This is a genomic window from Pseudomonas sp. ANT_H12B (assembly GCF_008369325.1).
In the GTDB taxonomy this organism is placed as follows: domain Bacteria; phylum Pseudomonadota; class Gammaproteobacteria; order Pseudomonadales; family Pseudomonadaceae; genus Aquipseudomonas.
Genome location: NZ_VOBI01000011.1, coordinates 56,123 through 78,353 on the forward strand (window position 1 = coordinate 56,123; position 22,231 = coordinate 78,353).

Genomic DNA, 22,231 nt, shown 5'->3' on the forward strand with positions numbered 1-22,231 from the left:
TTAATAAGTCCGAATCATTGGTTCAAAGGTCGGGACTGTTTTTGGCGAGAAGTTCACGGCACGCTTGGTAACGCGCTTCTCACCCGGGAAATACAGGGTGTGGCACAGCCAGTTAACGTCATCGCGCTCTTCGAAGTCTTCACGGGCGTGAGCGCCGCGGGACTCTTTGCGGATCTCGGCTGCGATGGCGGTGGCTTCGGCCACTTCCAGCAGGTTCTGCAGTTCCAGGGCTTCGATACGAGCAGTGTTGAACGCCTGGCTCTTGTCGTTGATCTTGACGTTGGCGATACGGTCACGCAGATCAGCCAGCTGAGCAATACCCTTCTGCATGTATTCGCCGGTACGGAATACACCGAAGTAGTTCTGCATGCAGCTTTGCAGCTCTTTACGCAGGGTGGCTACGTCTTCACCTTCGGTACGCGAGTTCAGGCCATCGAGACGTGCCAGGGCAGCGTCGATGTCGGACTGGCGAGCACGGGTGTAGTCGACGCCTTCTTTCAGGGTCTGTTCCAGGAACAGGCCGGCGGCACGGCCGAACACCACCAGGTCGAGCAGCGAGTTGCCGCCCAGACGGTTGGCACCGTGAACCGATACGCAAGCCACTTCGCCTACTGCGAACAGGCCCGGGATGATCTGGTCAACGCCGTCAGCATCCTGAGTGATTGCCTGGCCATGAATGTTGGTCGGCACGCCGCCCATCATATAGTGGCAGGTTGGAACGACCGGAATTGGCGACACGGCTGGATCGACGTGGGCGAAAGTCTTGGACAGTTCCATGATGCCTGGCAGACGGCTGTGCAGAACTTCTTCACCGAGGTGATCGAGTTTCAGCATTACGTGGTCGCCATCCGGACCGCAACCGTTGCCGGCGATGATTTCTTTAACCATCGAACGGGCAACAACGTCACGACCGGCAAGGTCTTTGGCGTTCGGAGCATAACGCTCCATGAAACGCTCGCCGTGCTTGTTGATCAGGTAACCGCCTTCACCGCGGCAGCCTTCAGTCACCAGTACACCGGCGCCGGCGATGCCGGTCGGGTGGAACTGCCACATTTCAATGTCTTGCACCGGCACGCCAGCACGCAGCGCCATACCAATACCGTCACCGGTGTTGATCAGGGCATTGGTGGTGGACGAGTAGATACGGCCTGCCCCGCCAGTCGCCAGTACGGTGGCGTTGGCACGGACGTAGGAGGTTTCGCCAGTTTCGATGCAGATGACGATCATGCCGACAAAGGCACCGTCTTCGTTCTTCACCAGGTCAACGCCGTAGTATTCATTAAGGAATACAGTGCCGGCCTTCAGGTTGGCTTGATACAGGGTGTGCAACAGCGCGTGACCGGTACGGTCGGCTGCGGCGCACGTACGGGCAGCCTGGCCACCTTTACCGAAATCTTTCGACTGACCGCCGAACGGACGCTGATAGATGCGGCCTTGTTCGGTACGGGAGAACGGCAAACCCATGTGCTCGAGTTCGAAGACCGCTTCCGGGCCTACGGAACACATGTATTCGATAGCGTCCTGGTCACCGATATAGTCGGAACCCTTGACGGTATCGTACATGTGCCAGCGCCAGTCATCGTTCGGATCTGCCGAGGCGATGGCGCAGGTGATGCCACCCTGGGCGGATACAGTGTGCGAACGAGTCGGGAAAACCTTGGTGATTACGGCAGTCTTGTGACCGCCCTGTGCCAGCTGCAGAGCAGCGCGCATGCCAGCACCGCCGCCGCCAATGATGATGGCGTCGAACGAAAGCGTATTTACTGAGTTAGACATGAATCAGATACCCCAAAGAATCTGCACACCCCAGACGAAATAGGCGAACATCGCGACGCCGCATACTGCCTGGAAGAGGAAACGTATTGCAGTCGCGGACTTGCCGAACGCCATTGGCGTCAGGTAGTCGGTCGCGATGGTCCACATGCCGACCCAGGCGTGAGCGCCAAGGGCAACGAGAGCCAGGAGACTGAAAATACGCATCCAGTTGCTTGCGAACAGTTCATGCCATTGGGCGTAGCCGATGCCAGGATTGGCGACGACGTATCCGATCAGGAAAATGAAGTAAGCCGCGAGAACGACCGCAGACACACGTTGTGCCATCCAGTCATAGAGGCCCGAACGCGACAGGTTCGTGACGTTAGTTACCATATCCAAACTCCTGCCAGAACGATTACCACCACGGAAACGGCGATAACGATTTTCGAGCCCAGTTTGCCGCCTTCAAGCGACTCGCCGATGCCCATGTCCATGATCAAGTGGCGCACACCGGCAACCAGGTGATACAGCAGAGCGGACAGGATGCCCCATGTCACTAGCTTGGCTAGCGGACTGGTCAGACACGCTTTCACCTGACCGAAGCCTTCTTCCGAGTCGAGCGACTTGTCCAATGCGTAAAGCATGATGGCCAGGCTGACAAAGATGATGATTCCGGAGATTCGGTGAAGAATGGACGTGTAAGCAGTGACTGGGAGTTTGATGGTCCTTAGGTCTAGGTTTACAGGTCGTTGGCTATTCACGGCTTTTTTTCACACTGAAGAGCCCCTAACAATCAGGGCAAAGTTGTTGGGGAGTGCACTGGTCAGGTACCCACCACCCAGGGAGTGCGACCCCCAGCAAAGCAGGCCCAAAAGCCCCTGGCGGTCGGAGGCCGAGTATAGACAGTTAGGCTACTAATGACAACGCGTTCACCTTCCCCTAATAGCGCATTGCACAAGTTGCATAAAAGGCGTAAATGGCAGTCAATTTCGAGGAAAAAGTCGGGTTAAAGCCTTCTGGAGCAAGACTTTAGGCAAATTGACATTCGAATTTATCTCACTATAGTGGTGCGGGCCCTGCGTGGGGGGTCTGTCTGATGATTTCAAGCATAAATAGGAGGCCACATGGCTGACAAAAAAGCGCAGTTGATCATCGAGGGCGCAGCCCCCGTCGAGCTGCCCATTTTAACCGGCACCGTTGGTCCCGATGTTATCGATGTTCGGAGCCTGACGGCCACGGGCCGTTTCACCTTTGACCCTGGTTTCATGTCGACAGCTTCCTGCGAGTCGAAGATCACCTATATCGACGGCGACAACGGCATTCTGCTGCACCGCGGCTACCCGATCGAACAGCTGGCTGAAAAGTCGGACTACCTGGAAACCTGCTATCTGCTGCTCAACGGCGAATTGCCGACCGCAGAACAGAAGGCCCAGTTCGTCAGCACCGTAAAGAACCACACCATGGTTCACGAGCAGCTGAAGACCTTCTTCAACGGCTTCCGTCGTGACGCTCACCCAATGGCTGTCATGTGCGGTGTAGTCGGCGCTCTTTCGGCCTTCTACCACGACTCCCTGGACATCAACAACCCGCAGCATCGCGAAATCTCCGCGATCCGCCTGGTTGCCAAGATGCCGACCCTGGCAGCGATGGTTTACAAGTACTCCATGGGCCAACCCATGATGTACCCGCGCAACGACCTGACGTACGCGGAAAACTTCCTGCACATGATGTTCAACACCCCGTGTGAGATCAAACCGATCAGCCCGGTACTCGCCAACGCCATGGACAAGATCTTCATCCTCCATGCCGACCACGAGCAAAACGCATCGACTTCCACCGTACGCCTGGCCGGTTCTTCGGGTGCCAACCCGTTCGCCTGTATCGCCGCCGGCATCGCTGCACTGTGGGGCCCTGCCCACGGCGGCGCGAACGAAGCTGTTCTGACCATGCTCGATGAAATTGGCGATGTGTCGAACATCGACAAGTACATCGCCAAGGCCAAGGACAAGAACGATCCGTTCAAACTGATGGGCTTCGGTCACCGGGTTTACAAAAACCGCGACCCACGCGCCACCGTCATGAAGCAGACCTGCGACGAAGTGCTGAAGGAACTGGGTATCACCAACGATCCGCAACTCAAACTGGCCATGCGCCTGGAAGAGATTGCCCTGACCGACCCGTACTTCATCGAACGCTCGCTGTACCCGAACGTCGACTTCTACTCGGGGATCATCCTCAAGGCGATCGGCATTCCGACCAGCATGTTCACCGTGATCTTCGCTTTGGCGCGGACCGTCGGCTGGATCTCCCACTGGAAAGAAATGCTCTCCAGCCCATACAAGATTGGCCGCCCGCGCCAGCTGTACACCGGCTACGAGTCGCGTGACATCACCAAGCTGGAAGACCGCAAATAAGACCTGTCTTGCGATAACGTCTTAAAATTGCACCGGGAACGGCCTCTATTTATATAGAGGCCGTTTTTGTTTGTGCGCGTTTTCCAGGAGCTGGCCCCGGCTGTTTGATCGTGTACATATCCGTGTCTTTGGTAATGGCGGATAGCGGTTTCGCTTTTACAGCGAGTCACTTGAAAAAGCCCCAAGTAACCAAGGGCTCTTGCCCCTGACGTTCGGTGCCTCGCTGTGGCTCGGCATGCCCTCGCTCCGGTCCTGCTCCGTGGGCCCGGAGCGAAGGAACGCCGAGCCTAAGCGAGGGCCGGACGCTTGGGGCGAGCCTTTTTGGGTATTTTTTTGGCGTTTGAAAAAAGTGCCTCGCCGTAAGGGCGAAACCGTAATCAGCCGTTACCGCAGCAGCAACGGATATGTACACGATCAAGAATCTCGTCCACCCGCAAAAAAAATCCATCGCAGGCAAGCCAGCTCCCACAAAGTCCGATAACCGCCCAATAAAAAATGCCCCAATCTCTCGACCGGGGCATTTCTATCTAACGCAGCTTATATAAACAAACCTGAAGCCTTAGTGCGAAACCGCCCCACTCGCCCCCAAACCAGTCTGCGAACGTACAAACTGCGGGAAGAACAGCGCCCGCTCATTGTCAGCCGCCTTGGACTTGTCAGTGATCGAGAAGAACCAGATCCCGATAAACGCAATGGCCATGGAGAACAACGCCGGGTACTCATACGGGAAGATAGCCTTCTCGTTATGCAGGATCTGCACCCAAATGGTTGGCCCAAGGACCATCAAACCAACGGCACTGATCAGCCCCAACCAGCCACCGATCATCGCACCACGTGTGGTCAGCTTCTTCCAGTACATCGAAAGCAGCAGCACCGGGAAGTTACAGCTTGCCGCGATGGAGAATGCCAGGCCCACCATGAACGCGATGTTCTGGCTTTCGAACAGAATGCCCAAGCCGATCGCCAACACACCCAGGCAGACGGTGGTGATTTTCGAAACGCGAATCTCGTCCTTGTCGTTGGCCTTGCCCTTCTTGATCACGCTGGCGTAAAGGTCGTGAGACACCGCCGTAGCACCGGCCAGGGTCAAACCGGCAACTACCGCCAGAATGGTCGCGAACGCTACTGCAGAGATGAAGCCCAGGAAAACACTGCCACCGACCGCGTTGGCCAGGTGCACCGCCGCCATGTTGTTGCCGCCCAACAGCGCGCCAGCAGCATCTTTAAAGGCCGGGTTGGTGCTCACCAGCAGGATCGCGCCGAAGCCGATGATGAACGTCAGGATGTAGAAGTAGCCAATGAAGCCGGTTGCATACAGCACGCTCTTGCGAGCTTCCTTTGCGTCACTCACGGTGAAGAAGCGCATCAGAATGTGCGGCAGGCCAGCGGTACCGAACATCAGTGCCAGGCCAAGGGAGAACGCGGAAATCGGGTCTTTCACCAGACCGCCCGGGCTCATGATCGCTTCACCTTTGGCGTGAACCTTGATCGCCTCGGAAAACAGTACGTTGAAGTCGAAGTTGACGTGCTTCATTACCATCAGCGCCATGAACGAGGCACCGGACAGCAGCAGCACAGCCTTGATGATTTGCACCCAAGTGGTTGCCAGCATGCCGCCGAACAACACGTACATGCACATCAGGATACCGACCAGGATCACCGCAACGTAGTAGTCGAGACCGAACAGCAGCTGGATCAGCTTGCCGGCACCGACCATTTGCGCGATCAGGTAGAACGCCACCACCACCAGCGAACCGCAAGCGGACAGCGTGCGGATCTGGGTTTGCCCGAGACGATAGGACGCCACGTCGGCAAAGGTGTATTTACCCAGGTTACGCAGGCGCTCGGCGATCAGGAACAGGATGATCGGCCAGCCCACCAGGAAGCCGATCGAGTAGATCAGGCCGTCGTAGCCGGAGGTGAACACCAGGGCGGAAATACCCAGGAAGGACGCCGCGGACATGTAGTCACCGGCGATCGCCAGACCGTTCTGAAAGCCGGTGATCTTGCCACCCGCCGCATAGTAGTCAGCTGCCGAATTGTTGCGCTTGGAGGCCCAGTAGGTGATGCACAGGGTCAAACCGACGAACGCCACGAACATCAGGATCGCGGAAACGTTGAGTGGTTGTTTGTGCACTTCGCCAGTCAGGGCTTCAGCTGCCCAGGCGCCAGGTGCAAAGGCTGCGATGCTCAATAGAGCCATTAGACGCCGGATCATTGCTGAGCCTCCTTGAGAATCGCATTGTTCAGGTCGTCGAATTCGCCATTGGCGCGTCGTACGTAGATTGCAGTCAGGATAAAGGCTGAGAGAATCAGCCCGACACCAATCGGTATCCCCCAGGTAATCGAAGATTCAGGGCTGATTTTCGCGCCCAGAATATGCGGCCCGTAAGCAATCAAAAGGATGAATCCGGAGTAAAGCCCAAGCATGATCGCCGAAAGAATCCAGGCGAACTTTTCTCGCTTACTAACCAGCTCCTTGAAGCGCGGGCTGTTTTGAATCGAGAGGTAAATGCTGTCGTTCATTGTTTTTATCCTCGCAGCACAGATGAAGTTGTAACGTCATCCACTTTATGCGGCTACGGAACTGGTTCCAGACGACCTTAGTATTAGAACGACATGACAGAATCGCCAATGTTCGGTATTGCGTGATTTCCTACAGAAAAACAAAAGGCCCCTCGGCTGTTACACCGAGGGGCCTTTGAGAGGTGGTGACGAGAGCCGTCAGCTCAAATCATTTGATCCAGTCTGCAACGCGTTCCGGGTGTTTGGCCACCCAATCCTTCGCTGCGGCTTCAGGTTTGGCACCATCCTGAATGGCCAACATGACTTCGCCGATTTCATCTTTCGAAGCCCACTGGAAGTTCTTCAGGAACTTGGCAACTTCCGGAGCTTTGGTTGCCAGTTCTTTGCTGCCGATGTTGTTTACGGTTTCAGCCGCGCCAAAAACGCCCTTCGGGTCATCCAGGAACCGCAGTTTCCACTTGGCGAACATCCAGTGCGGCACCCAACCGGTGACTGCGATGGATTCGTTTTTCTTCTCGGCACGGGTCAGCTCGGCAATCATGCCGGCGCCGGAACTGGCCTTGAGTTGATAGCCGGTCAGATCGTAGTCCTTGATTGCCTGTTCGGACTTGAGCATTACGCCCGAACCGGCGTCGATGCCGACGATGCGTTTTTTGAAGCTGTCGTCGGTTTTAAGATCTTCAATGGATTTGGCTTTGACGTACTCCGGTACGATCAGGCCGATTTTAGCGTCCTTGAAGTTCGGGCCGTAATCGACCACTTGATCCTTGTTCTTGGTCCAGTAATCGCCGTGAGTCACCGGCAGCCACGCAGACATCATGGCGTCGAGTTTGCCGGTGGCCACACCCTGCCACATGATCCCGGTGGCGACCGCTTGCAGCTTCACGTCATAACCCAGCTTCTGCTTGATCACTTCGGCCGCTACATGGGTCGTCGCGACGCTGTCGGACCAACCGTCGACGTAACCGATGCTCAGGGTCTTGCTCTCGGCATTGGCCATAGTGGAGCCAATCGCAAGTACCAGAGCGGCACCCGCGCCTAAAAGTCGTCGCATCTTCATCGTTACTTCCCCGAAAGTGCTGCGCTCGACGGATGCCGAGTCGCGTCAACGTATTGTTATGGTGCACAGCGCCCCCATCACGCCTCACCGCAAACCTCCTCGAACATCAGCGCGATTTATCTATGAGAGCACTGATGCGTCGATAATCAACCTGACGCCAATGGCGACCTGCTCTGCCAGCGACCTCAAGGCATCGAGAAACGACATCAGAACGCCATTAATCTAGACCACAGGAAGTCAGCCGGCCAATCCGCCCGAACTTTGCATGTCAAAATTATGCAGGCCACCAAGCGCGCGACAAATGAAGGTAACATGCGCGGCTTTGCTCCCAGACGGCCTGACCATGCCCGCGACATCACGCTTTCCTTTTTTTGCTTATCTATTCGCCTGCCTGCTGGGGCTTTTCGCCCTCGTTGGCTTTTGGTACGGCCTCGGCAAACCGGTGATTCTGCCGGACGTGGCCAGCGCGACGCACAAGCTTCAATGCGCTTCCTACACCCCGTTCGACAAGGACCAGTCACCGTTCGATGTGCCGTTCAAATTGCGCCCGGAGCGCATGGACGCCGACCTCGCTCTGCTGTCCAAAAGCTTCGAATGTATTCGCACCTATTCCATGACCGGTCTTGAAGCCCTGCCCGACCTGGCACGCAAGCACGGTCTGAAATTGATGATCGGCGCCTGGGTCAACAGCAACTCGGTAGACACCGAGAAAGAGGTCAACCTGCTGATCGCCTCGGCCAACGCCAACGCAGACGTGGTGACCTCGGTGATCGTCGGCAACGAAGCCCTGTTGCGCAAGGAAATCACCGGTGCGCAATTGGCCAAGCTTATTAATAAGGTCAAGAGCCAAGTCAAACAGCCTGTCACTTATGCCGACGTCTGGGAGTTCTGGCTCAAGCACCCGGAAGTCGCTCCAGCGGTGGATTTCCTGACCATTCATTTGCTGCCGTACTGGGAAGACGATCCATCGAACATCGACGCCGCCCTGCAGCACGTGGCAGAAGTGCGCCAGGTGTTCGGCAACAAGTTCGCACCCAAAGACGTAGTGATTGGCGAAACCGGCTGGCCGAGCGAAGGCCGCCAGCGCGAAACCGCCCTGCCGAGCCGGGTCAATGAAGCCAAGTTCATTCGCTCTTTTGTCATCATGGCCGAGCAGCAAGGCTGGCATTACAACCTGATCGAAGCCTTCGACCAGCCGTGGAAACGTGCCAGCGAAGGTGCAGTCGGCGGTTACTGGGGGCTGTTCGATGCCGATCGTCAGGACAAGGGCGTGCTGGCCGGCCCGGTATCGAACGTGCCGTACTGGTCGCAGTGGCTGGTAGTCGGCGGCTTGATCTTCCTCGGCACGCTGATCCTCGGCGGTCGTGTACGCAGCACTCGCGCGGCGTTGGTTCTACCGCTGCTGGGTGCGCTGGCGGCTTGCTCGATCGGCGTCTGGGGCGATCTGGCGCGTGTCACTACCCGCTTTGCCAGTGAATGGCTGTGGGTCGCCTTGCTGACGGCTTTGAATGTGTTGGTGCTGGCTCATGCTGCGCTGACGCTGAGCGCTCGCAAGGGTTGGCGCGCACGGATGTTCAATGTGCTGGAACCCCGGGCTGGCTGGTTGCTGGTGGCAGCAGGGTTCGCCGCCGCGGTGACAATGCTGGAGTTGGTGTTCGATCCACGTTATCGCAGCTTCCCGAGTGTCGCGTTCATCCTGCCGGCACTGGTTTATCTGTGCCGCCCGGTAAACGTGCCACGTCGGGAGATTGCCCTGCTGGCCTTCATCATCGGTGCCGGCATTGCGCCGCAACTGTATCAAGAAGGTTTGCAGAACCAGCAGGCCTGGGGCTGGGCGCTGGTGAGTGTGTTGATGGTTGCAGCGTTGTGGCGCAGTTTGCGGGTTCGCAAGGCCTGATCTTCAGGGTCGATTCCGGCCTCTTCGCGAGCCTGCTCGCGAAGACTGACCATCAGACGCTGCGGGAAGCCCGGACCAAACGCAATCCAGCAATCACCACCGCAAACACCGCCAACGTGGTGTTATACAACGCCAGCGCCGGAAACCCGAACACCAGCGCCAGCACCGCCAACCACCACCCTGCCCGCCCCGGCAGCACAAAACCGGTCACGGCAGCAGCCATCGCCGCCCAGCCCAACACTTTGAAGTGAATCATCAAGCCCAGGTTCGAACGGACCTGGCATTCCCAGCGGCTCGCCTCGTCCACGCAGACGCCAACCCACTGCGCATCCTCCATGAAGCCATAACGCGCGCCATAACTGGCGGCCAGCCATAAAGGCAGTAAAACGAGCAGCAGAATCACGGGCAGACGGCGGGACATGAAGCACTCCAATAAACGAAAACGGCGGCCAGCTTAATCTGCCGCTAGCGGTAAGCAAACGCGCGAAACAGATAATTGGCCATGAAATAGCTGCAAAGTGTATCGTCCGTCTACTATTACCCCAAAATTAGGCCTGATTGGTGCCGATCCATGGCACTTTGGCGCAATCCCCGTGGTCATAGCCTGCGAACTTCATTCGGCACCTTTCTCTAAGGGATCTAGTCATGCACCGTTCCTTGCGCTTCGCCGCCCTGTTTGGCGGCCTTATTTTGAGTGCGTCCGCACTGGCCGTCGACATCGACGCTGCCAGCTATGGCTACCCCTTGACCAATCCGTTCGAGGCGACCATTGCGACGACACCACCGGCCCTGCGTCCGGAGTTGCCGCTGGACGATGACATCAATCAGGCAACCCGCAGCGTCAGGTTACGCCCGGAGCGTGAATTCGACCTGCCGGACAACTTCTGGCCGGTGAAAAAACTCACCTACCGCATCGCCACCCAGGATAAAGCCGCGCCGCTGATCTTCTTGATCGCCGGCACCGGCGCACGCTATGACAGCACCCTTAACGAATACCTGAAGAAGCTCTACTACAAGGCCGGCTACCACGTGGTGCAACTGTCGTCGCCCACCAGTTTCGACTTCATGAGCGCCGCCTCACGCTTTGCCACGCCCGGTATCACCAAGGAAGACGCCGAAGACATGTACCGGGTGATGCAGGCCGTGCGGGCACAAAACCCGAATGTGGACGTTACCGATTACTACCTGACCGGCTACAGCCTGGGCGCACTGGATGCGGCGTTCGTCGCGCACCTGGATGAAACCCGCCGCAGCTTCAACTTCAAGAAAGTCTTGCTGCTCAACCCCCCGGTCAACCTCTACACTTCGATCACCAACCTCGACAAGCTGGTCCAGACCGAGGTCAAGGGCATCAACAACAGCACAACCTTCTATGAACTGGTGCTGGACAAACTGACCCGCTACTTCCAGCAGAAGGGCTACATCGACCTTAACGACGCCCTTCTTTACGACTTTCAGCAGTCCAAGCAACACCTGAGCAATGAACAGATGGCCATGCTGATCGGCACCTCGTTCCGTTTCTCGGCAGCCGACATTGCCTTCACCTCGGACCTGATCAACCGCCGCGGCCTCATCACCCCACCGAAATACCCGATCACCGAAGGCACAACGCTCACGCCGTTCCTCAAACGTGCGCTGCAGTGTGACTTCGACTGTTACATCACCGAACAGGTCATCCCGATGTGGCGCGCCCGCACCGACGGCGGCAGCCTGCTGCAATTGATCGATCAGGTCAGTTTGTATGCGCTGAAGGACTATCTGCACGACAGCCCGAAAATCGCCGTCATGCACAACGCTGACGACGTGATCCTCGGCCCTGGCGACCTCGGCTTCCTGCGCAAGACCTTTGGCGACCGTTTGACTGTTTATCCACTGGGCGGCCATTGCGGCAACCTTAACTATCGCGTCAACAGCGACGCCATGCTGGAGTTCTTCCGTGGCTAAATACCTCCTGCTTATTGCCGCGTTACTCTGTGCAGGCGCCGCCAATGCAGACAACAGCAAAGCCAACGCTCCGGTTGTGATTGACAGCGATGGCTTCAAGGAGCCGCTGAGCAAGCTCAAGTTCAATCCCGGGCTGGACCAGCGTGAGTTCGAACGCTCGACGCTCAATGCGTTGAACATCTACGACCCGCTGGAAGAGTGGAACCGTCGCGTCTACCACTTCAACTATCGCTTTGACCAATGGGTGTTCCTGCCAGTGGTCGACGGCTATCGCTATATCACGCCGAGCTTCCTGCGCACCGGTGTCAGTAACTTCTTCAACAACCTCGGTGACGTACCGAACCTGTTGAACAGCCTGCTGCAGTTCAAGGGTCAGCGCTCGATGGAAACCACCGCGCGCCTGCTGCTCAACACCACCGTCGGCATCGCCGGCCTGTGGGACCCGGCCACCGCCATGGGCCTGCCGCGCCAAGCCGAAGATTTCGGCCAGACGCTGGGCTTCTACGGTGTACCGGGCGGCCCCTACTTCGTGTTGCCGATCCTCGGCCCCTCGAACATCCGCGACACCGGCGGACTGGCGGTGGACTTCACCACGGAATCGGCGATCAACTTCCTGAACGTCTCCGAAGTCAGCTCCAACCATCCTGAAGTCTGGATCTTGCGCGGTGTCGACAAGCGCTACCAGACCGGCTTCCGCTACGGTCAGCTGAACTCGCCGTTCGAGTACGAGAAAGTGCGCTACGTGTACACCGAGTCGCGCAAGTTGCAGATCGCCGAGTAAGTCTATTGTTTCCTTAAGATCGTTCCCACGCTCTGCGTGGGAACGATCAAGTGACCGCGTCTCAGCCTTTCGCTGCTTTCCAGATTTTGCTCGCCGCCATCACACCCGCCAACACCACTGCACCCGCGACAATCCCCGCCACCGCATTCAGCAACGTCGGCACGATGAACCCGGCGCCACCGGCACCCGCGCTGACACTCTCAATCCAGTGATGAACCACCGGCACGCCGTGGGTGAGAATTCCGCCACCGACCAGGAACATCGCCGCCGTGCCAATCACCGACAGGCTTTTCATCATGTACGGCGCCGCACGCAGAATCCCGGCGCCGATACGTTTGGCTATCTGGCCAGGCTTCTGGGTCAGCCACAAACCGAGGTCGTCGAGTTTGACGATTCCCGCCACCAGGCCATAGACGCCAATGGTCATGACGATGGCGATGCCCGAGAGCACGATGACTTGCTGGGTCAGCGAAGCATCAGCCACCGTACCCAGCGTGATGGCGATGATTTCCGCCGACAGAATGAAGTCGGTGCGGATCGCCCCCTTGATCTTGTCTTTCTCGAACGTCACCAGATCGACCGCCGGATCGGCTACGGCCTCGACCAGCTCAGCATGTTCGGCTTGATCTTCAGCCTTGCTGTGCAGGAATTTGTGGGCCAGTTTCTCGAAACCTTCGAAACACAGATAGGCGCCACCCACCATCAATAGCGGCGTGACCAGCCACGGGATGAACGCACTGATGGCCAAGGCCGAGGGCACCAGGATCAGTTTGTTAAGAAACGAGCCCTTGGCCACCGCCCAAACTACCGGGATTTCCCGCTCGGCACGCACACCGGAAACCTGCTGGGCGTTGAGCGCCAGATCGTCACCGAGCACGCCGGCGGTCTTCTTCGCGGCCATTTTGGTCATCAATGCCACGTCATCGAGTACCGCGGCAATGTCGTCGATCAGCAACAGCAAACTGCTTCCTGCCATGAATCAGGTTTCCTTCGAATAATGAATGCTGAGCAGCATAGCGCGGCCTAACGTGCTGCGGGGCATTCTTGAGCGCCGCGCGAGGCCGGTGCTACCATGCGCAACCGCCAGCACAGGCAAGGAACCCCTTGGTTTATGAGCACTATCCGCGAGCGCAACAAACAATTGATCCTGCGTGCCGCCAGTGAAGAATTTGCCGACAAGGGCTTCGCTGCGACCAAAACCAGTGACATCGCAGCCAAGGCGGGATTGCCCAAGCCCAACGTCTACTACTACTTCAAATCCAAGGAAAACCTCTACCGCGAGGTCCTCGAAAGCATCATCGAGCCGATTCTTCAGGCCTCGACGCCGTTCAATGCCGACGGTGTGCCCGGCGAAGTACTAAGTGGCTACATCCGCTCAAAAATCCGCATCTCCCGCGACCTGCCCTTCGCCTCCAAGGTGTTTGCCAGCGAGATCATGCACGGCGCCCCACACCTGAGCGCCGACCTGGTTGAACGACTCAACGGCCAAGCCAAGCACAACATCGACTGTATCCAGACCTGGATCGACCGCCGCCAGATCGCCCCGATCGACCCCAACCACCTGATGTTCAGCATCTGGGCCGCGACCCAGACTTATGCCGATTTTGATTGGCAGATTTCCGCGGTCACCGGAAAGGCCAAGCTGGATGAGGCGGATTATGAAGCGGCGGCGCAGACGATTATTCGGTTGGTGTTGAAGGGGTGTGAGCCTGACCGTTAAACCGTGGTGCGGCCATTCGAGCAAGCCCGCTCCCACCGGGTTTCTGTGTTGAATGCACATTTAGTGATCACTGAAGATCCACTGTGGGAGCCAGCCTGCTGGCGATAGGGGACGACCCGGTTTCAGCTCAAACCCAAATAGCATCCCACAGTGGATAGTCGCCCAGTTTCTCAACCAATCCGGCGCGCAATGGGTTGGCCACGACATACCGCGCCAACTTCACCAAATCCTCTTCCCGCCGAAGTGCCCGATCATGGAATCCTCTCTGCCAGAGGCTAATATTTCGACCGGTACGCTGCTTCACCGCTTTGGTACTCATCGACTTGGTCTTTTGCATCAACTCGCTCAAAGAGCCCTGCTGTAATTCAATCAACCAATGAAAATGATCGGGCATGACTACCCACGCCAGTGAGTTCGCCAAGCCTAGATTCTGAGCATTTCGAAATTGATCGACGACCAGTCTGCCCAAGGCAAAATCCTTGAAAACCGGGGTCCTGTGAAGTGTATTGCTGGTTAACAAATAAATTCGGCTGGCTTCGGCATAGCGCCCGACTCGCAATCGGTGTGCAGCGGGTAAATCCGGCATTCCTTGCCTCCCATGATCAGGTCAGGAGAAGGCTAGTCCTGTGGATTCAGGAAGACGGGACAAACTTTTGGCTGGATGTGTCTGGTAGATAGCTATCGCGAGCAGGCTCACTCCTACAGGGAATGTGGTGTTCAGACATTTTGTGTCCAACCCCGATACTTGTAGGAGTGAGCCTGCTCGCGATAGCGATTAATCAGCCACCCCAAATCAAGCAGTCACCCCCGCATCCGCCCGCAACCCCGCCGCCTCAATCGCATTGATCGCACACTGCTCATCAACATCAGAAAGATCACCGCTGATACCCACCGCCCCCAGCACGTTCCCGTCCTGATCCCGAATCAACACCCACCCGGTGCCGGGACGACGCTGCCCTGCCCCAGACTATTCAACGCAGCGATAAACGCCGGGCGTTGTTGTGCGTCCAGCGCCAGCAGGCGTGAGCCTTTGCCAAGGGCGATAGCGCCCCAGGCTTTGCCGATGGCGATTTGCGGGCGCAGCAGGCTGGCGCCGTCTTCGCGCTGCAATGTCACCAAATGCCCGCTGGCATCCAGTACTGCAACGGTCAATGGAGCCGCCGAGATTGCACGCCCTGCGGAGATGGCCTGATTGACCAGGTTTACTGCAACTTTCAAGGTTAAAGCGCTCATGGTGCCGTCCTCATTTTGTTATAGGGAAAGCTGTTGGACTGCTTTTGGTTGAGAAGTCCGATGCAACAAATAGAACACAATGAGTTATTTTTTTGTATACAATTATTCTCGCAAAGCGCCACATGCGACGAAAAGCCACAGTAGAAAGGGCTTCCGACGAATGAAACGGTCGCTTGAGAAAATGGATTGACCTGCGCCGTCCGCCGTGAATACACTCTGCGCAAAGCCACTTGTATACAATTACAAAACGTAATAGGCACCAAAACCATGAGCAAAATGAGAGCAATCGAAGCCGCCGTTCTGGTGATGCGCCGTGAAGGGGTTGATACCGCTTTTGGCATCCCGGGCGCCGCGATCAACCCGCTGTACTCCGCCTTGCAGAAGGTCGGTGGCATCGATCACGTCCTCGCTCGCCACGTTGAAGGCGCCTCGCACATGGCTGAGGGCTACACCCGCACCAAGGCCGGCAACATTGGCGTGTGCATCGGGACTTCGGGCCCCGCCGGTACTGACATGGTCACCGGGCTCTACAGCGCCTCGGCCGACTCGATCCCGATTCTTTGCATTACCGGCCAGGCCCCCCGCGCCCGGATGCACAAGGAAGACTTCCAGGCTGTCGACATCACCGCGATCGTCAAACCCGTGACCAAGTGGGCAACCACCGTCATGGAACCGGGCCAGGTGCCTTACGCGTTCCAGAAAGCCTTCTACGAAATGCGCTCCGGCCGTCCAGGCCCGGTGCTGATCGACCTGCCGTTCGACGTGCAGATGGCTGAAATCGAATTCGACATCGACGCCTACGAGCCACTGCCGCTGGCCAAGCCAACCGCTAACCGCGTGCAAATCGAGAAGGCCCTGGCCATGCTCGATCAGGCCGAGCGCCCATTGCTGGTGGCCGGTGGTGGCATCATTAATGCCGACGCCAGCGAGTTGCTGGTGGAATTCGCCGAGCTGACCGGTATTCCGGTGATCCCGACCCTGATGGGCTGGGGCACGATCCCGGACGATCACCCGTTGATGGTCGGCATGGTCGGTCTGCAAACCTCGCACCGCTACGGCAACGCGACGATGCTCAAATCCGACCTGGTGCTGGGTGTCGGTAACCGCTGGGCGAACCGTCACACCGGTTCGATCGACGTTTACACCGAAGGCCGCAAGTTCATTCACGTCGACATCGAACCGACCCAGATCGGCCGCGTATTCACCCCGGACCTGGGCATCGTTTCCGACGCCGCTGCCGCGCTAACCGTGTTCATCGAAGTCGCTCGCGAATGGCAAGCCGCTGGCAAGCTGAAAAACCGCAGTGCCTGGTTGCAGGATTGCCAGCAGCGCAAATCCAGCCTGCAACGCAAGACTCACTTCGACAACGTGCCAGTCAAGCCGCAACGCGTTTACGAAGAGATGAACCAGGTGTTCGGCAAAGACACTTGCTATGTCAGCACCATCGGTCTGTCGCAGATTGCCGGCGCGCAGTTCCTGCACGTCTACAAACCGCGTCATTGGATCAACTGCGGTCAGGCCGGCCCGTTGGGCTGGACCATTCCGGCAGCGCTGGGCGTAGTCAAGGCTGATCCGACCCGCAAGGTCGTGGCACTATCGGGCGACTATGATTTCCAGTTCATGATTGAAGAACTGGCGGTGGGCGCGCAGTTCAAACTGCCGTACATCCACGTTGTGGTAAACAACTCTTACCTGGGGCTGATTCGTCAGGCTCAGCGCGGTTTCGACATGGACTACTGCGTGCAGCTGTCCTTCGACAACCTGAACGCGCCGGAACTCAACGGTTACGGTGTCGATCACGTCGCCGTCGCCGAAGGCCTCGGTTGCAAGGCCCTGCGTGTGTTCGAACCGGGTCAGATCCAGCCTGCCCTGCGCAAGGCTCAGGAGCTGATCGAAGAGTTCAAGGTGCCGGTGATCGTCGAGATTATTCTGGAGCGTGTGACCAACATTTCCATGGGTACCGAGATCAACGCCGTCAACGAATTCGAAGACCTGGCGTTGGTCGGCAACGATGCGCCAACGGCGATTTCGATGCTTGATTGACAGCTGATCGTTCCCATTGTGGGAGCGAGCCTGCTCGCGATGAGGCCGGCACATTCAACATTGATGTTGACTGCCCCACCGCTATCGCCAGCAGGCTGGCTCCCACAGGGGATCTGCACCTATTTTTACGGGAGACCACCATGCCGCGTTTCGCAGCCAACCTATCCATGCTGTTCACCGAACAGGATTTTCTTGCTCGTTTTGAAGCGGCCGCCAAGGCCGGCTTCAGCGGTGTCGAATACCTGTTCCCTTACGACTTCAGCTCTGCCGAGATCAAAGCCAAGCTCGATGCCAATGGCTTGACCCAAGTGCTGTTCAACCTGCCGGCCGGTGACTGGGCCAAGGGCGAGCGCGGTATCGCGTGCCTGCCGGATCGGGTTGAAGAGTTCCGCGCCGGTGTCGACCTGGCCATCGCTTACGCCAAAGTGCTGGGCAACACCCAGGTCAACTGCCTGGCCGGTATTCGTCCACAAGGCATCGACGATGCCACCGTGGAAAAAACCTTCGTCGCCAACCTCAAGTACGCGGCCGACAAGCTGCAAGCGGCGGGCATCAAACTGGTGATGGAAGCGATCAACACCCGCGACATCCCGGGTTTCTACCTGAACAACACGACGCAGGCCCTGTCGATTCGCGAACAGGTCGCCAGCGCCAACCTGTTCCTGCAATACGACATCTATCACATGCAAATCATGGAGGGCGACCTGGCCCGCACCATGGCTGCGCACCTGGGCGAGATCAACCACATCCAGTTGGCCGACAACCCAGGGCGCAACGAACCGGGCACCGGTGAAATCAACTACCGCTTCCTGTTCGAACACCTGGACCGCATCGGTTATCAGGGTTGGGTTGGCTGCGAATACAAGCCGCTGACCACCACTGAAGCAGGTCTGGGCTGGTTGAAAACGCATAACGCAATCTGACACAGATCCCTGTGGGAGCGAGCCTGCTCGCGATGAGGCCAGCACATTCAACATTGACGTTGTTTGGCCTACCGCTATCGCGAGCAGGCTCACTCCTACAAAAAGCTATGCACCCATTTGCTTGAGCAACACAAAAACAAGAGGAATTTCTCATGGCTAAAATCGGATTTATCGGCACCGGCATCATGGGCCACCCAATGGCGTTGAACCTGCAGAAAGCCGGTCACAGCCTGTTCCTTTCGGCGCACCACGACGCCGCGCCTGCTGACCTGGTTGCCGGTGGCGCTATCGCTCTGGCCAACCCGAAAGAAGTCGCCCAGGAAGCTGAATTCATCATCATCATGGTGCCGGATACCCCGCAGGTCGACGACGTGCTGTTCCGCGCCGACGGCGTTGCGGCCGGCGTTGGCAAAGGCAAAGTCGTGATCGACATGAGTTCGATCTCGCCGACCGCCACCAAGGCGTTCGCTGCCAAGATCAACGAAAAAGGCGCTCAGTACCTCGACGCGCCAGTGTCCGGCGGTGAAGTCGGTGCCAAGGCTGCAAGCCTGAGCATCATGATCGGCGGTGATGCCGATGCCTTCGAACGCGCACTGCCGCTGTTCCAGGCGATGGGCAAAAACATCACCCTGGTCGGTGGCAACGGCGACGGTCAAACCGCCAAAGTGGCGAACCAGATCATCGTGGCGCTGAACATCCAGGCCGTGGCCGAAGCCCTGCTGTTCGCGTCCAAAAACGGCGCCGATCCCGCCAAGGTCCGCGAAGCACTGATGGGCGGCTTCGCATCCTCGAAGATCCTCGAAGTGCACGGCGAACGCATGATCAAAGGCACCTTCGACCCAGGCTTCCGCATCAGCCTGCACCAGAAGGACCTGAACCTGGCCCTGCAAGGCGCCAAAGAGCTGGGCATCAACCTGCCGAACACCGCCAACACCCAGCAAGTGTTCAGCACCTGCGCAGCAATCGGTGGCAGCAATTGGGACCATTCGGCGCTGATCAAGGGCCTGGAACACATGGCGAATTTCTCGATTCGCGATAAGTAACAAGCCCTGCCTGACCTGTGGGAGCCAGCCTGCTGGCGATGAAATCGACGCGGTGTGTCTGATAGACCTCAGCGCCTGAATCGCCAGCAGGCTGGCTCCCACAAGGATCCGGGTTGCTCCACCCTCCAATAACAAGAAATCCGGGAGCCCGCCATGTCGGTCGATCCGCAACAATTCCTGCGCGAGCTGTTCGCCACAGCCATCGACGCGGCCCATCCGCAGCAAGTCCTCGAAGCCTATTTGCCCAAAGATCGCAGCGCTCGGGTGATCGTCATCGGCGCCGGCAAAGCCGCCGCGGCCATGGCCCAAGTGGTGGAGCGTTGCTGGCAGGGTGAAGTGTCTGGTTTAGTGGTGACCCGTTACGGTCACGGCGCCCCGTGCGAAAAGATCGAAGTAGTCGAAGCCGCGCACCCGGTGCCGGACGCCGCGGGTCAGGCAGTCGCCAAGCGTGTGTTCGAACTCGTCAGCGACCTGACTGAAGACGACCGAGTCATCTTCCTGCTGTCCGGCGGAGGCTCCGCATTGCTGGCCCTGCCCGCGGCCGGCATCACCTTGGCCGACAAGCAGTCGATCAACAAAGCCCTGCTCAAATCCGGCGCCACCATCGGCGAGATGAATTGCGTGCGCAAACACCTCTCGGCGATCAAGGGCGGCCGCCTCGGCAAAGCCTGCTGGCCTGCCACGGTTTATACCTACGCGATTTCCGATGTACCGGGCGACCTCGCCACAGTCATCGCCTCCGGCCCCACCGTGGCCGACCCGAGCACCTGCGCCGAAGCCCTGGCGATCCTCAAGCGTTACGCCATTGAAGTCCCAGCCTCGGTACGCAACTGGCTGCAAAGTCCAGAATCAGAGACGGTCAAACCCGGCGACCCGAGCCTGGCGCGCAGTCACTTCCAACTGATCGCCCGTCCGCAGCAGTCGCTTGAAGCTGCGGCGGTGAAGTGCCGTCAGGCCGGTTTCAGTCCGCTGATCCTCGGCGACCTGGAAGGCGAATCCCGCGACGTGGCCAAGGTTCATGCTGGTATCGCCCGGCAAGTGGTGCTGCACGGTCAACCATTGGCGGCGCCCTGCGTAATCCTCTCGGGCGGTGAAACCACGGTCACCGTGCGCGGCAATGGCCGTGGCGGGCGCAACGCCGAATTCCTGCTGAGCCTGACCGACAGCCTCAAAGGCCTGCCCGGCGTCTACGCGCTGGCCGGCGACACCGATGGCATCGACGGCTCCGAAGACAACGCCGGCGCAATCATGACAACGGACAGCTACGCCCGCGCCGCCGCCCTCGGCCTGAGCGCCAGCGACGAGTTGGACAACAACAATGGCTACGGCTATTTCGAGGCGCTGGACGCGCTGATCGTCACTGAACCGACCCGCACCAACGTCAACGACTTCCGCGCCATCCTGATTCTCGAGAGCCCTAAACATGACGCCTGACAAGAAGGTCAAAATCCTCGCCACCCTCGGTCCTGCCACTAACGGGATCGACGACATCCGTGAGCTGGTGCAGGCCGGGGTCAACATCTTTCGCCTGAACTTCAGCCACGGCGATCACGCCGACCACGCTCAGCGCTATCAGTGGATTCGTGAAGTCGAGCGCCAGCTGAATTATCCGCTGGGCATTCTGATGGACCTGCAAGGCCCGAAACTGCGCGTCGGCAAGTTCGCCGAGGGCAAGGTGCAGTTGCATCGCGGTCAGGCCCTTCGCCTGGACCTGGACCCGACGCCGGGGGATCAGCGCCGCGTCAACCTGCCCCACCCGGAAATCATCACCGCGCTGGAGCCGGGCATGGACTTGCTGCTGGATGACGGCAAGCTGCGTCTTCGTGTGGTGACAAAGTACTCCGACGCCATCGACACCACCGTGCTCAATGGCGGCGAACTCTCGGATCGCAAAGGCGTGAACGTACCGCAAGCGGTGCTGGAACTGAGCCCGCTGACCGCCAAGGACCGTCGCGATTTGAGCTTCGGTCTGGAGCTCGGTGTGGACTGGGTTGCCCTGTCGTTTGTGCAGCGTCCGGAAGACATTCGCGAAGCCCGCGAATTGATCGGTGATAAAGCGTTTTTGATGGCCAAGATCGAGAAGCCTTCGGCGGTGACTCAGCTACGGGAAATCGCCGAATTGAGCGACGCGATCATGGTTGCGCGCGGTGACCTGGGCGTTGAAGTGCCGGCTGAAAGCGTGCCGCAAATTCAGAAGAACATCATCAGCACTTGCCGCGAACTCGGCAAACCGGTGGTGGTGGCCACGCAGATGCTGGAATCGATGCGCTTCTCCCCTGCCCCGACCCGTGCCGAGGTCACTGATGTTGCCAATGCCGTGGCTGAAGGTGCCGACGCGGTGATGCTGTCGGCGGAAACCGCATCCGGTGAATATCCGCTGGAAGCCGTGCAGATGATGAGCAAGATCATCCGCCAGGTGGAAAACGGCCCGGACTATCAGGCGCAATTGGACGTGAGCCGGCCGAAGGCTGAGGCGACCGTTTCCGATGCGATCAGCTGCGCGATCCGCCGCATCAGCAACGTGCTGCCGGTGGCGGTGCTGGTGAATTACAGCGAGTCGGGTACTTCGAGTCTGCGTGCGGCGCGGGAGCGGCCGACGGTGCCGATTCTGAACCTGACGCCGAACCTGCAAACCGCTCGCCGTTTGACGGTGGCGTGGGGCGTGCACTCGGTGGTCAATGATCGGCTGCGTCAGGTGGATGAGGTGTGCTCGACGGCACTGGAGATTGCGCAGGCACAAGGAATGGCCAAGCGCGGGGATACTTTGGTGATCACGGCGGGTGTGCCGTTTGGGCAGCCGGGGTCGACTAACTCCTTGCGTATCGAGACGTTGATCTAGAGCGCCCATACCGGCCTCATCGCCAGCAGGCTGGCTCCCACATTGGTTTTGTG

At 58.4% G+C, this 22,231-nt stretch carries 19 protein-coding genes and 1 pseudogene; 10 read left to right on the forward strand and 10 right to left on the reverse strand.

Annotated features, from left to right (window positions below; all coding sequences use genetic code 11):
- From sdhA to sdhC, 3 genes are read right to left on the reverse strand one after another with little or no spacing between them, the layout of a single operon-like run.
- Window positions 1–1,776, reverse strand: coding sequence for a succinate dehydrogenase flavoprotein subunit (sdhA, locus tag FQ185_RS17975; RefSeq protein ID WP_149418580.1), 1,776 nt, complete (start codon window positions 1,774–1,776; stop codon window positions 1–3).
- A gap of 3 nt (window positions 1,777–1,779) precedes the next feature.
- The gene (gene sdhD / locus FQ185_RS17980; protein ID WP_007945134.1) at window positions 1,780–2,148 is read right to left on the reverse strand and encodes a succinate dehydrogenase, hydrophobic membrane anchor protein; all 369 of its coding nucleotides are present in this window, start codon (window positions 2,146–2,148) and stop codon (window positions 1,780–1,782) included.
- Window positions 2,142–2,516 (reverse strand): succinate dehydrogenase, cytochrome b556 subunit, encoded by a 375-nt coding sequence (gene sdhC / locus FQ185_RS17985; protein ID WP_149418581.1) that lies wholly within the window; start codon window positions 2,514–2,516, stop codon window positions 2,142–2,144. Before sdhC ends, sdhD begins: the two co-directional genes overlap by 7 nt.
- A 363-nt stretch (window positions 2,517–2,879) precedes the next feature.
- Between sdhC and gltA the strand changes: the two genes are divergently transcribed.
- A complete protein-coding gene (gene gltA / locus FQ185_RS17990; protein ID WP_149418582.1) occupies window positions 2,880–4,169 on the forward strand; it encodes a citrate synthase in 1,290 nt (429 codons plus the stop codon).
- Between the two features lie 559 nt (window positions 4,170–4,728).
- On the opposite strand, the gene FQ185_RS18000 is transcribed toward gltA, so the two are convergent.
- The 3 genes from FQ185_RS18000 to FQ185_RS18010 form a co-directional block, all read right to left on the reverse strand.
- Complete coding sequence (locus FQ185_RS18000; RefSeq protein WP_149418584.1) at window positions 4,729–6,387, reverse strand: cation acetate symporter; 1,659 nt, start codon at window positions 6,385–6,387, stop codon at window positions 4,729–4,731.
- Window positions 6,384–6,695: a DUF485 domain-containing protein gene (locus FQ185_RS18005; RefSeq protein WP_008148580.1), complete on the reverse strand. Its 312-nt coding sequence runs from the start codon at window positions 6,693–6,695 to the stop codon at window positions 6,384–6,386. The genes FQ185_RS18000 and FQ185_RS18005 overlap by 4 nt, the downstream gene beginning before the upstream one ends.
- Before the next feature lie 208 nt (window positions 6,696–6,903).
- Entirely contained in the window at window positions 6,904–7,755 is an 852-nt protein-coding gene (locus tag FQ185_RS18010) for a glycine betaine ABC transporter substrate-binding protein (RefSeq protein ID WP_149418585.1), read from the reverse strand.
- Between the two features lie 301 nt (window positions 7,756–8,056).
- On the opposite strand from FQ185_RS18010, the gene FQ185_RS18020 reads away from it, so the two are divergent.
- Window positions 8,057–9,652, forward strand: a complete 1,596-nt coding sequence (locus FQ185_RS18020) for a beta (1-6) glucans synthase (protein ID WP_149418586.1) — start codon at window positions 8,057–8,059, stop codon at window positions 9,650–9,652.
- Window positions 9,653–9,704: 52 nt separating this feature from the next.
- On the opposite strand, the gene FQ185_RS18025 is transcribed toward FQ185_RS18020, so the two are convergent.
- Window positions 9,705–10,073: a hypothetical protein gene (locus FQ185_RS18025; protein ID WP_149418587.1), complete on the reverse strand. Its 369-nt coding sequence runs from the start codon at window positions 10,071–10,073 to the stop codon at window positions 9,705–9,707.
- A gap of 224 nt (window positions 10,074–10,297) precedes the next feature.
- On the opposite strand from FQ185_RS18025, the gene FQ185_RS18030 reads away from it, so the two are divergent.
- Together FQ185_RS18030 and FQ185_RS18035 are read left to right on the forward strand one after the other, a co-directional pair.
- The gene (locus tag FQ185_RS18030) at window positions 10,298–11,596 is read left to right on the forward strand and encodes a serine/threonine protein kinase (protein WP_149418588.1); all 1,299 of its coding nucleotides are present in this window, start codon (window positions 10,298–10,300) and stop codon (window positions 11,594–11,596) included.
- A complete protein-coding gene (locus FQ185_RS18035) occupies window positions 11,589–12,377 on the forward strand; it encodes a VacJ family lipoprotein (RefSeq protein ID WP_149418589.1) in 789 nt (262 codons plus the stop codon). Before FQ185_RS18030 ends, FQ185_RS18035 begins: the two co-directional genes overlap by 8 nt.
- A gap of 61 nt (window positions 12,378–12,438) precedes the next feature.
- Here FQ185_RS18035 and FQ185_RS18040 read toward each other — a convergent pair whose 3' ends face one another.
- Entirely contained in the window at window positions 12,439–13,353 is a 915-nt protein-coding gene (locus tag FQ185_RS18040; protein ID WP_149418590.1) for a DUF808 domain-containing protein, read from the reverse strand.
- Window positions 13,354–13,488: 135 nt separating this feature from the next.
- On the opposite strand from FQ185_RS18040, the gene FQ185_RS18045 reads away from it, so the two are divergent.
- Entirely contained in the window at window positions 13,489–14,097 is a 609-nt protein-coding gene (locus tag FQ185_RS18045; protein WP_149418591.1) for a TetR/AcrR family transcriptional regulator, read from the forward strand.
- A 127-nt stretch (window positions 14,098–14,224) separates the two neighbouring features.
- Here FQ185_RS18045 and FQ185_RS18050 read toward each other — a convergent pair whose 3' ends face one another.
- Both FQ185_RS18050 and FQ185_RS18055 read right to left on the reverse strand, forming a co-directional pair.
- Window positions 14,225–14,683 (reverse strand): transposase, encoded by a 459-nt coding sequence (locus FQ185_RS18050; RefSeq protein WP_149418592.1) that lies wholly within the window; start codon window positions 14,681–14,683, stop codon window positions 14,225–14,227.
- A gap of 207 nt (window positions 14,684–14,890) precedes the next feature.
- A pseudogene (locus FQ185_RS18055) lies at window positions 14,891–15,330 on the reverse strand (heme-binding protein).
- Window positions 15,331–15,597: 267 nt separating this feature from the next.
- On the opposite strand from FQ185_RS18055, the gene gcl reads away from it, so the two are divergent.
- From gcl to pyk, 5 genes are all read left to right on the forward strand, one after another.
- Window positions 15,598–17,373 (forward strand): glyoxylate carboligase, encoded by a 1,776-nt coding sequence (gene gcl / locus FQ185_RS18060; protein ID WP_149418593.1) that lies wholly within the window; start codon window positions 15,598–15,600, stop codon window positions 17,371–17,373.
- A gap of 140 nt (window positions 17,374–17,513) precedes the next feature.
- A complete protein-coding gene (gene hyi / locus FQ185_RS18070; RefSeq protein WP_149418594.1) occupies window positions 17,514–18,296 on the forward strand; it encodes a hydroxypyruvate isomerase in 783 nt (260 codons plus the stop codon).
- Between the two features lie 152 nt (window positions 18,297–18,448).
- Entirely contained in the window at window positions 18,449–19,339 is an 891-nt protein-coding gene (locus FQ185_RS18075; RefSeq protein ID WP_149418595.1) for a 2-hydroxy-3-oxopropionate reductase, read from the forward strand.
- A gap of 153 nt (window positions 19,340–19,492) precedes the next feature.
- Window positions 19,493–20,773 (forward strand): glycerate kinase, encoded by a 1,281-nt coding sequence (locus tag FQ185_RS18080; protein WP_149418596.1) that lies wholly within the window; start codon window positions 19,493–19,495, stop codon window positions 20,771–20,773.
- A complete protein-coding gene (gene pyk, locus FQ185_RS18085) occupies window positions 20,763–22,178 on the forward strand; it encodes a pyruvate kinase (protein WP_149418597.1) in 1,416 nt (471 codons plus the stop codon). The genes FQ185_RS18080 and pyk overlap by 11 nt, the downstream gene beginning before the upstream one ends.
- Window positions 22,179–22,231 lie beyond the last annotated feature (53 nt).